This is a genomic window from Peribacillus sp. P4_B1, from assembly GCF_056402395.1.
The window spans coordinates 15901-27223 of the sequence record NZ_JBFUHM010000040.1 but is presented as its reverse complement, the minus strand read 5'-3'; the positions used below and the strand labels follow the sequence as shown (position 1 = coordinate 27223).

General features: G+C 41.8%; 9 protein-coding genes, 1 pseudogene and 1 riboswitch. Of the genes and pseudogenes, 8 read left to right on the top strand and 2 right to left on the bottom strand.

The window, feature by feature from the left end:
* Positions 1–139 precede the first annotated feature (139 nt).
* The 3 genes from putP to AC1DVK_RS19785 all read left to right on the top strand — a co-directional run bounded on the left by putP (position 140) and on the right by AC1DVK_RS19785 (position 4237).
* Positions 140–1609, top strand: a complete 1470-nt coding sequence (putP, locus tag AC1DVK_RS19795) for a sodium/proline symporter PutP (RefSeq protein ID WP_089362600.1) — start codon at positions 140–142, stop codon at positions 1607–1609.
* 256 nt (positions 1610–1865) lie between these two features.
* The gene (locus AC1DVK_RS19790) at positions 1866–3053 is read left to right on the top strand and encodes an ATP-binding protein (protein ID WP_477627205.1); all 1188 of its coding nucleotides are present in this window, start codon (positions 1866–1868) and stop codon (positions 3051–3053) included.
* A gap of 47 nt (positions 3054–3100) precedes the next feature.
* Positions 3101–4237: a DEAD/DEAH box helicase gene (locus AC1DVK_RS19785; RefSeq protein WP_089362602.1), complete on the top strand. Its 1137-nt coding sequence runs from the start codon at positions 3101–3103 to the stop codon at positions 4235–4237.
* 109 nt (positions 4238–4346) lie between these two features.
* Here AC1DVK_RS19785 and AC1DVK_RS19780 read toward each other — a convergent pair whose 3' ends face one another.
* The gene (locus AC1DVK_RS19780) at positions 4347–5240 is read right to left on the bottom strand and encodes a DMT family transporter (protein WP_477627204.1); all 894 of its coding nucleotides are present in this window, start codon (positions 5238–5240) and stop codon (positions 4347–4349) included.
* Positions 5241–5405: 165 nt separating this feature from the next.
* On the opposite strand from AC1DVK_RS19780, the gene megL reads away from it, so the two are divergent.
* A complete protein-coding gene (megL, locus tag AC1DVK_RS19775) occupies positions 5406–6581 on the top strand; it encodes a methionine gamma-lyase (protein ID WP_477627203.1) in 1176 nt (391 codons plus the stop codon).
* 4 nt (positions 6582–6585) lie between these two features.
* On the opposite strand, the gene AC1DVK_RS19770 is transcribed toward megL, so the two are convergent.
* On the bottom strand, positions 6586–7278 hold the full coding sequence (locus AC1DVK_RS19770; RefSeq protein WP_477627202.1) for a tryptophan-rich sensory protein: 693 nt from the start codon (positions 7276–7278) through the stop codon (positions 6586–6588).
* A 255-nt stretch (positions 7279–7533) separates the two neighbouring features.
* Positions 7534–7664, top strand: a riboswitch (FMN riboswitch).
* A 146-nt stretch (positions 7665–7810) separates the two neighbouring features.
* On the opposite strand from AC1DVK_RS19770, the gene ribE reads away from it, so the two are divergent.
* From ribE to AC1DVK_RS19750, 4 genes and pseudogenes are all read left to right on the top strand, one after another.
* A complete protein-coding gene (ribE, locus tag AC1DVK_RS19765) occupies positions 7811–8449 on the top strand; it encodes a riboflavin synthase (protein ID WP_061461474.1) in 639 nt (212 codons plus the stop codon).
* 18 nt (positions 8450–8467) lie between these two features.
* Positions 8468–9106 (top strand): annotated as a pseudogene (ribB, locus tag AC1DVK_RS19760) (3,4-dihydroxy-2-butanone-4-phosphate synthase); the annotation flags it as partial.
* Between the two features lie 77 nt (positions 9107–9183).
* On the top strand, positions 9184–9654 hold the full coding sequence (gene ribH, locus AC1DVK_RS19755) for a 6,7-dimethyl-8-ribityllumazine synthase (protein WP_061461475.1): 471 nt from the start codon (positions 9184–9186) through the stop codon (positions 9652–9654).
* Between the two features lie 475 nt (positions 9655–10129).
* Entirely contained in the window at positions 10130–11296 is a 1167-nt protein-coding gene (locus AC1DVK_RS19750) for a DHH family phosphoesterase (protein ID WP_477627201.1), read from the top strand.
* Positions 11297–11323 lie beyond the last annotated feature (27 nt).

The following is an 11323-nucleotide window of genomic DNA, read 5'->3' as shown; positions in this document are numbered from 1 at the left end:
ATATCTTAATTATATTGAAAGTGAAATCATTGAAAGGTGCAAGAACTTCTTAACATATGTTTTTTTTTCTGATAAGCTTACAAGATGAAAATTAACCTATATTTATCACAAAACCAATAAGTAATAGGAGGATTCATTTTTGGATTATGGAATTATAATATCAATTGGGATATACATGGCAGGTATGCTGTTAATTGGTTATTTCGCCTATCGGAAAACGGCCAACTTAACAGATTATATGCTTGGCGGACGGAACCTGGGCCCAGCTGTAACTGCACTGAGTGCAGGCGCATCCGACATGAGCGGCTGGCTATTGATGGGTCTGCCGGGTGCAATGTACATAAGCGGTTTAAGTGCTGGCTGGATTGTCGTCGGCCTGTGTGCAGGATCTTATTTAAACTGGTTATTCGTGGCGCCTCGACTTCGGACATATACGGAAGTAGCGGACAATTCGATTACGATTCCCGACTTTCTGGGAAATCGCTTTAAAGATGAATCCCGGATTTTAAAAGTGGTATCAGCATCGGTCATTTTAATTTTCTTCACCTTTTACACATCTTCAGGTATGGTAGCAGGCGGTGAGCTTTTCCGCTCCACTTTCAATTTGGATTACCGGTGGGGCATCTGGCTGACGGCGAGCGTCGTTATTCTTTATACATTATTTGGCGGATTTCTGGCTGTTAGCTGGACGGACTTCGTACAAGGTACGATTATGTTCATTGCCTTAATTCTAGTACCAGTTGTCACGATTGTAAATATTGGTGGCTGGGATCCTACCTTCAATGAAATAAAATCGATTAACCCGAATTTATTACATGCTTTTGAAGGAACATCAACCATAGGCATCATATCACTTCTGGCTTGGGGACTTGGTTATTTCGGCCAGCCTCATATAATCGTTCGATTCATGGCGATTTCATCTGTTAAAGATTTGAAAAGTGCACGAAGAATCGGTATGGGCTGGATGATTTTTGCTATCGTAGGAGCCATGTTCACCGGATTGGTAGGGATTGCTTATTTTAACCTGACAGGCAGTCCTTTAGGGGAAAGAAATGCAGAGTCTGTCTTCATCCTTTTAGCTAAAGAACTGTTTCCTTCTTTAATTACAGGTTTCTTGTTGGCGGCAATTTTAGCAGCGGTCATGAGTACGATTGCGTCTCAGCTGTTAGTTTCGGCAAGTGCTCTGACGGATGATTTCTATAAGCAGTTCATTCGGCCAAATGCATCGGATAAGGAATTGGTGCTGGTGGGACGGTTCGGCGTTTTGGCAATTGCTGCCATAGCCCTCGTTTTAGCTTTTAATCCCAGTGGTACGATTCTTAAATTGGTGGGTTACGCATGGGCTGGTTTTGGAGCGGCTTTCGGTCCGGTCATTTTGTTAAGCCTGTACTGGAAGCGAATGACGAAATGGGGAGCACTGGCGGGAATGATTGTCGGTACCGCAACCGTGATCATCTGGGAAATGATCGATAAGTTCTCTGAAGTATACGAAATCATTCCCGGTTTCATTGCTGGTACAATAGCGGTGGTTGTCTTCAGCTTATTATCGGCCAAGCCTTCAAAAGATATAGAAGAGGAATTCAATCAGGCCATCAAAAACCTCTCTTGATCCTTTGAAACAGTCCAGTTAAATGGTGCTGGATTTTTTAGAGATATGAAACAATGAATGCAATATATATGATACAATATCCAAAGAGTCCTTATGTTGAAAACATGAGGGCTTTTTTTGAGTGATTTGGGAATAATAAACCAAAAAACAATACAAAGGATAAAACATGAACCAATCTCATAAAATTGCATGTAAAGTGGCTATTATATATATAATCATTGGGGTCTTATGGATTATCGTTACGGATTATATCTCTATGACACAGGCAAAGGAAGATGTTCAGATATATGCAATGTTTCAACATTCCAAAGGGTGGATTTTCATTTTCATAACCGGGCTTTTCTTATACTTCATAATTAGGTATTGGACAGGGAAAATGTTGAGGTCCCAACAGGAATTTAATCTGAAGGATGAACAGTATCAGTCGCTGTTCAACCATAACCCGGATTGTGTCCTTGAACTGAATCTTGAAGGTAATGTCGTTTCGATTAACCCGGAAGCTGAAAAGCTGTTAGGTAATAACAGTGACAATTTGAAAGGCAAGAATGCGAAGCATCTCATCAACTGGAATGAAAGGGAAAAGGTATCTGTTTTCTTTATACAGTCCCTTAAAGGCGAGGCGGTAAAATTCGAAACGACCATTCAGAATAAGAGTGGTGAAGAGCGGATAATCCGTGTAACCTTTTTACCGATCATCGTACAAGCGGAGTTGCTTGGAGTATATGCAATCGTTAGGGATATTACTGAATCACGGCGCGAAGAGGAATTGATGATCATGTCTGAAAAGCTATCCGTAATCGGGCATCTGGCCGCGGCCGTGGCACATGAGATAAGGAATCCGCTGACATCGTTAAAAGGATTCGTACAGTTAATGGATATGACGAAGGAAGTCAATCCGCTGCATTCTGATATCATGTTAAAGGAAATTGATCGAATTAATATAATCTCGAGTGAACTGTTGGTTCTCGGAAAAAAACAGGATGTCGCTTTCCAAAGGATTGATCTTGCCGACAGTTTACAACAGGTATTCACGTTAATGAAAGCAGAGACGAATTTGAATAATATCGAGATGGGGTTCAGGGTTAAAACCGCCGAACCGATTTATATTATGGCTGATACAATCGAACTTAAACAGTTGATAATCAATATTGTCAAGAACAGCATTGAAGCGATTGACGATAATGGGAAAATTGATCTGTCGCTGCAAATCATCGATGATCAAGCTGTAGTCAGCGTGAGTGATAATGGTATAGGAATGGTACCCGAGCGCCTTGAACGGATTGGTGAACCTTTCTATTCGACAAAGGAAAAGGGCACAGGGATCGGGCTTGCGATTTGCCGGAAGATCGTTCATCGCCTTGATGGGGAAATGCATTTTGAAAGTGAGATAAACAAAGGAACGACGGTTACAATTCGTATTCCGTTGGCTACTGGACAAGAATAAATGGTACTATGAAAGATAGGAAAAGTTTTATATTAAAGGAGAACGATATGAGCGAATTACCTGCATTAGTGAACGATAGAAAACCATATATACAAGAGGTCTGGAAAAAATCCGGGTTCGGACAACTTACCCCGATTCAAACGAAAGCGATTCCCGTGATTGTTGAGGGAAAAGACATCTTGGCTGAATCACCGACTGGAACCGGAAAAACTTTAGCTTATTTATTGCCATTGCTAGAAAAGATAGATCCTGAAAAAAAATCGCCCCAAGCTTTGATTTTAGCATCATCCCGTGAACTGGTCATGCAAATCAATGAAGAAATTCGTATTTGGTCAGAGGGAAGCGGTATAACTGGTGCAGCATTCATCGGCGGTGCTAATGTAAAAAGGCAGTTGGACAAACTGAAGAAGCATCCACAGGTCATTGCTGGAACACCAGGACGGATTTACGAATTGATTGCCCAAAAAAAATTGAAGATGCATGAAGTTAAGACGATTGTACTTGATGAAGGTGACCAATTGATCACTCCAGAACATATGGGAACGATCAATAATATTATCAAAACAACGCTAAAAGACCGGCAAATCATGGTATTTTCGGCAACCCTGCCAGAGGAAACGGAAAAAGCGGCCAGAGGATTCATGAATGAACCCGAAATGATCAAGGTCGATAAGCATGAAAAAATGGAATCGAAAGTGGACCATCTTTACTTTGTTGTAGAGAGACGGGAAAAATCCAAGATTCTTGAGAAAATCACAAGACTTAAAGATGTGAAGGCCCTTGCCTTCCTTAACGATATAGCAGAGTTGAGCGTCCTACATGAAAAGCTGAGTTATAAAGGTGTTGAAATGGGTGTGCTTCACGGGGAATCCAATAAAGTCGACCGGGAGAAGGCGCTGCGCAAGCTTCGTTCCGGAAAATCCCCGATGTTGATCGCAACGGATGTAGCGGCAAGAGGGCTAGATATAAAAGGCCTCACAGCAGTCGTTCATATTGATATGGCTGACAACATCGATCAATATATCCATAGATCAGGGAGAACAGGGCGTGCAGGTGCAGATGGCACTGTTATTTCAATCGTAACGGAAAGAGAAGAGCGAGAGTTGAAAAAAATGGCTCGTGAACTGGAGATTCCATTAACGAGAGTAACTTTCTATGGTGGAAACATCGTAGTCGATGAATGAGTTGGGGAAAAGGGATGGCCGTTGCGGCTGTCTCTTTTTTTTTGTAGGAGTCAGATACAATCCGCAAACATGCCTGAACTCCTTCTCGTCTTGAAATTAAAGTGGAGATTCATTTTGCAGAATCCACTCTACATGCCTTTTCCACTGTATGGTGGGATTCCCAGTTAACCAAAAATATGCCGATGAAAATGAGTGAACCTCCAACCGCAACGTACCAGTGAACAGGCTCATCCAGCAAGAGGTAGCCAGATAGGACACCAAAAAAGGGAGCTAGAAATAGGAAGGCGCTCGTTTTGGCTGAATCCCCCTTTTGTAATAGGAAAAACCAAACAGAAAATTGAACGATGGATGCCATGATGGCCAGCCATAACAAAATAAGGATGGATGCCTGGGAAATCTTGAAAAAGGGCTGTTCAAAAAGAAATGATCCAATGAGCAGGAGAAAACCTCCGCACAGCATTTGATAGGCTGACATGACCCAAGTGTCGAAGGTATGTCCCCAAACTCTCATCAATAGGGTCGCAATGGACCACGAAATGGCTGACATCAATCCAAGAAGAGTACCGGTCTTCAAATCAAGATGTGCCCCCATTGTGATAAAAACGCCAATAAAACCGAGCAAAACTCCCGACCATTGTTGCAAGGTGTAAATCGTTCTAAGAAATAGCGTTCCAAAAATGACCACTAGTAATGGGTTCATGAATGTCAAGATCGAAAGTTCCCCGGCTGAAATGGTCCTTAAACCTACAAAGATGCATCCCATTACACCAGCCGTCTGGAAAAAACCGATGATACTCAACTTTGACCAATCCTTGATCTTTTTTGGATGCGGCCGTTTGATGAGCTTGATGACAATGGCCATGATGAAACCTGCTAGGATGAACCGAATCGCTGCAAGTAACATTGGGGAAGTATACGCTAAGCCAATTTTTCCTATAGCGAATGAAGAACCCATTAACGCAGTCGTTAAAATGACCAGAAAACCAAAAATGAATTTGTTCATCTTGTGCCCTCCCGAAGTCTTCAACTATAAATACCAGATTGTGAAAGTATATCACACATACTAAATTATGGGTTTTTACAACGGGGATATCTATGTATGAAAACGCTTCCTTTATGTGGATTTTTGACATATGATATCAATAGACATAGGTTAGGAGGAGATGTTATGACAGGAAAGTATAAACAGTTTGAAACGGCAGTCATACATGAAGGATATGACTCGAAGAAGCATTTAGGAAGCTTGGCAACACCATTATTCCAAACCTCAACATTCACTTTTGAAACGGCCGAGCAAGGGGAACGGCGTTTTGCCGGTATAGAAGATGGATATATTTATTCACGCCTTGGAAATCCGACGGTACAAGTGCTGGAAGAAAAGATTGCAGCTTTGGAAGGCGGGGAAGCTGGCCTTGCTTTCGGATCAGGTATGGCTGCAGTTTCTGCGGTGCTTTTTGCCTTAACTAAAACGGATGACCACATCCTGTGTTCACAGGGTTTATATGGTTGTACTTTTGGCCTTCTGCAGTTAATGAAAAATAAATACCGCATCACTCATGATTTTTGTGAAATGGATACAGAAGAAAAGGTAAGGAAAATGATTCGGCCGGAAACGACCTGCATTTATGTAGAAACCCCGATCAATCCGACGATGAAAATGATTGACTTACAGATGGTAGTGAGAGTAGCGAAGGAATATAATGTGACGATTGTAGTCGATAATACGTTTTCGACACCCTACTTACAAAGACCCCTTGAATATGGGTGTGATATCGTCCTTCATAGTGCTACGAAATATCTTTGCGGACATGGGGATGTCGTTGYGGGCCTTGTCGTTGGTAAGAAGGACTTTATTAATCAGGTAGCTGGGACTACACAGAAGGATATCGGTGGAATCATTTCACCATTCGATGCCTGGTTATTATTGCGGGGGTTAAAGACCTTGCCTGTCAGGATGGACCGTCACTCAGCCAATGCAATGAACATCTTTCATGAACTTGAGAAACATCCAAAGGTGAAAAAGGTATATTATCCAGGTGATGAAGCTTCACCGGATCATTATATAATGCAAAAACAGATGAAACACGGAGGCGGCCTTATCTCTTTCGAATTGCATGGTACAAAACAGGAAGCACAGGAATTCCTCAATAAATTGAAACTTATCAAAATTGCCGTCAGTCTAGGGGATGCCGAGACATTGATCCAGCATCCCGCTACCATGACGCATTCTGCCGTTCCTGAAGAATCGCGGGAACAAATGGGCATCAGTGACCAACTGGTCCGTCTCTCAGTTGGCCTTGAAGCTTGGCAGGACATCTGGCACGATCTTCAGCAAGCCTTTTAGACCACTAGATTTCCCTATCAGTTCTTCCGATTTTTAATGAAGGTCGTGGCGACACGATAAAAATGAGAGCAGCCAGAATATAAGAAATGTCTGTGATTACCTGGTAGGGCGCACCATTTCGGATCCCGATGCTAATGAACGTCCAAACGAATACGAGAGGATAGCACCAATCCCGGTTTTTACCAGCAAAGACAAAGGCCAGGATTGTTGCTGCAATCAGCAAAACGATCGTCCAAGCTACACTGGAAATCCCAAAACCGTCCCATTCGATATAGGTAAGGTAATAAGAAATGTCGGCGATGGCTGCAACACTCACCCAGCCGGTATAAACGGAAAACGGAAATAGGTCGAAAGGATTATGCTCCACTTTTTTAATGCTTGTTGAACTGACCAATAATATAGCCAAAAGAGCAATGATAATGAATACGGATAACAAAAATCGTTCGTAATGCCAAGCCAAAAGCCAAGCGCCATTTAGGACACAGCTTAAAGCGAACCAAGGGAAGAATGCCTTATTGGCAGGGCTGTTTTGATGTTTACTTAAAAACTGCCTGAATACCCAGATGGCGAGCAGAAAATAGATTAAACCCCATATGGAAAATACATAACTGGCAGGAGTGAAGAGGACATCCAGTTTATCGGAAATCTCTCCAGATGTTCGGCCGTTCAAAGGCAGGAAATTGGCTAAAAAATTCATCGTGACGACGAATAGAAAGAAAAGCAAATTGTTGATGGCGATAATCTTGGGCTTCCTCCTTGTTTGAATTGTAATCCCTATAACCTATTCCACCAATTAGGCCCGGTTAACCTTTTGGAGCACATCGAAGTTACTTGGAGCGGAATTTCATTTTTCCATAAAGTGAGGGAGTTCCTGTAACAAATGAACCATTTAAGTTTAGAAATTTTACATCCTCACTTTAAGGTGATAAAATATTCAAAGATTCATATTATTTTAGTCCTTCGGGGTCGGGTGAAAATCCCAACCGGCGGTGATGAAGAAATTCTAAGCCCGCGAGCCTGATAAAGGCAGGATTTGGTGAGATTCCAAAGCCGACAGTAAAGTCTGGATGGGAGAAGGACGTGTGGAACCCAAGTGTATACGTACGCCTAATTTTTCAAAAAAGAAAATATTGGGCTTTTTAGGTATACAGTTTTTTTCACTCATTTCTCCTGTTAACTCCTTAGGTCATCCTAAGGGGTTTTTTATATTTTATAAAAGGGGGAAAAACATGTTTACGGGAATCATCGAGGATATCGGTACCGTCCATTCCTTGAAAAAAGGGAAAAGCAGTATGGAGTTGTCGATCCGTTCTGAAAAAATCCTTGAAGATGTTCATCTGGGGGATAGTATTTCAGTCAACGGGGTCTGCTTAACGGTAACGTCCTTCACGAAAAGTTTGTTTACGGTCGACGTAATGCCGGAAACGGTCAAAGCTTCCTCGATCCGGACGTTAAAATTGGGATCACCTGTGAATCTCGAACGAGCCATGAGTGCACAGGGTAGGTTTGGCGGTCATTTTGTTTCAGGTCATATCGACGGGACCGGAACAATCATAAAAAAAGAACGAAAAGAAAATGCCGTATATTATGTAATCCAATTGGAAGAAGGGCTCAGTGCCTTTTGCATTCCAAAAGGCTCTGTAGCCATTGATGGAACGAGCCTGACGATATTTGGAATTGAACGAAACCTTTTGACTGTATCTCTGATTCCATTGACTCATCAGGACACCGTATTGGGACAAAAAGCGGCTGGCGATATCGTTAACATTGAAAACGACATGATAGGGAAATATATTATACATCAAATGAAAAATGGCGATTCAAAACCAGGACTGAATTTAGAGTTTTTGGCAGAGCACGGATTCTAATAAAAGGGCGGTGTAATGATGTTCCATACAATTGAAGAAGCGATCGAGGATTTGAAAGCTGGCAAGGTAGTAATCGTATCCGATGATGAAGACCGTGAAAACGAAGGGGATTTCGTCTTGTTGGCCGAAAAGGCTACGCCGGAAGCGATCAATTTCATGGCGACTCATGGACGAGGTTTGATATGTACAACCATTACAGAAGAACTGGCAGGGAAATTGAACCTGCATCCTATGGTAGGAGAAAATACCGATCATCATGGTACTGCCTTTACGGTTAGTGTCGATCATAAAAGCACTTCCACAGGAATAAGTGCTTTTGAACGGTCCTTGACCATTCTTGAGCTTCTTAAAGAAGATTCGGTTGCTGAAGATTTTCAAAGGCCTGGTCACACTTTTCCGATAGTCGCTAAAGAAGGCGGCGTATTAAGGAGGGCAGGACATACGGAGGCTTCGGTGGATTTGGCAAAATTATGCGGTGCCGCTCCAGCTGGTGTCATATGTGAAATCATGAATGATGATGGATCGATGGCACGCGTATCCGATTTAGAAGTCATCGCTGGGAAATTCAACCTGAAGTTCATTACGATAGCCGATTTGATTCGGTATCTTGAACAAAGTGATACAATCGGGAAACAGGCACTTGAACTGAACATCCCGAATGCTTAAAGATTTTTAGCTAAATTAATCTTTAAATGAAAAAAATGATATTTTTTTAAAATTAGGAGGAATTGGACATGGGGAAAGTTATTGAAGCACAATTAATAGGATCAGGATTGAAAGTCGGAATCGTGGTAGGAAGATTTAATGAGTTTATCACAAGCAAGCTTTTAGGAGGGGCATTGGATGGCCTTAAGCGTCATGGCGTTGATGAAAATGATGTTGACATCGCGTGGGTGCCGGGTGCTTTCGAACTTCCGTTAATTGCGAAGAAACTTGTGAATACGGGTAAATATGATGCGGTTATCGGACTTGGAACGGTAATCAGGGGTGCCACTTCACATTATGATTATGTCTGCAATGAAGCAGCTAAAGGTATGGCTTCCGTTTCCTTGGACACAGGTGTACCGGTTATCTTCGGTTTGTTGACAACTGAGAACATTGAACAAGCCATTGAACGTGCCGGAACAAAGTCAGGTAACAAAGGCTATGAAGCTGCCGTTAGTGCCATTGAAATGGCCAACCTTGGAAAATTGATAGAACAGTGATTTCACATCAGGAAAGCCGCAGGGAATAACATTCCCTGCGGCTTTTTGATGTGCCGGATTTTAAGGTCAATGAAGCATTTGTGACTTCCTATTTTTCCCCTGTTGTATGGACAATCTTGAAAATGGATAAGGCCACTTATTGGGAGGGACCTAGAAAGATGGATAGGGTAAGACTTTAAGTAGTCACTAACGGGGAGATGCCAGAATCATTAAAGGTTAACTGTGCTGCCCTGTCAGTTTTAAAGGAATACATGGAAATACAATTTCAAAGTAATGTGTTTTCATTATATTTGGGTATAATTTCTGTGAAATAATGAATCATTAGTGGTTTTTCGAAAAAAAAACGAACAAAAGCATCGCGTAATGAAAGCATGATAAAATATGCGGATATGATTATGCTACAATTGTAAAGATTGCAATTGAAATTCCTGTCTTTAGGGAAAAGTAAAATTATTAGTTATTAGGAGGGGTTTGTGTGTACCATCTCTTTACACATAATGATTTAGATGGAGTCGGCTGCGGCATTGTCGCTAAGCTGGCATTCGGAGAAGAAGTAGTGGTTAGTTATAATTCAATCGGTCGCCTTAATCAAAATGTAGGAGCATTTCTTGAGCAGGCAAAGATTGAGGATACATTGATTGTTACTGATCTATCGGTTGATGAAGATAACGAAAAAATGATTACGCAGTTTGTGGAAGACGGAGGCAAAGCGCTTCTGATCGATCATCATAAGTCAGCACTGCATTTGAACGAGCATGATTGGGCATCTGTAACTGTCGAACAGGAAGACGGTAAACAGACGGCAGCAACTTCATTATTCTATCAGTATGCAGTTGAAAATAAATTGCTGGAACCTTCAAATATTGTCGCTGAATTCGTTGAATTGGTCCGTCAATACGATACTTGGGAATGGGAAGTAAATAAAAATTCAACGGCAAAACGGTTGAATGACCTGTTTTTCATGATTCCGATAGAGGAATTCGAAATGAAAATCGCAAATAAGCTTTCTACTGCTGAAAGTTTCACTTTTGACGAAGTGGAGCAAACGCTTCTAAATGTAGAAGAAAGTCGAGTAGATCGGTACATAAACAGGAAAAAAAGAGAAGTTTATCAAGCTACGGTCGGTCCACATACAGCTGGTGTGGTCCACGCAGAGTCATATCACTCAGAACTTGGAAACGAACTGTCGAAAGAATTCTCACATTTGGATTATATCGCAATCCTGATGGTCGGAAGTAAAAGAATCAGCTTCCGGACAATCCACGATGACATAGATGTTTCTGAAGTTGCTGGCAAGTACGATGGGGGTGGCCATCAAAAAGCCGCAGGTTGTACCATGTCCGAAAAGGCATATAGTCAATATGTCGAAAAGACCTTCTATGCCGAGCCCCTTAAACGAGATGCACATAAGAATCAATTGAATGTAAAAGGATCCCCAGAGGGTTGCCTATATTCAACAAGAGACAAACAGGATATATTCATCTATGAAGATGAAGAAGAGGAATGGATTGTTGAAATCAACGGAAAACAACAGAAAAAAACATTCGATACATTTACGGAAGCGGAAAAATACATGAAGCGGAAATACGCTGCATGGCTGGCCCATGATGAAAGATATGAAGAGTTTGTCAATAAGGGGTAATTAGAAAGGCGGCTGTCCTCCGAATGG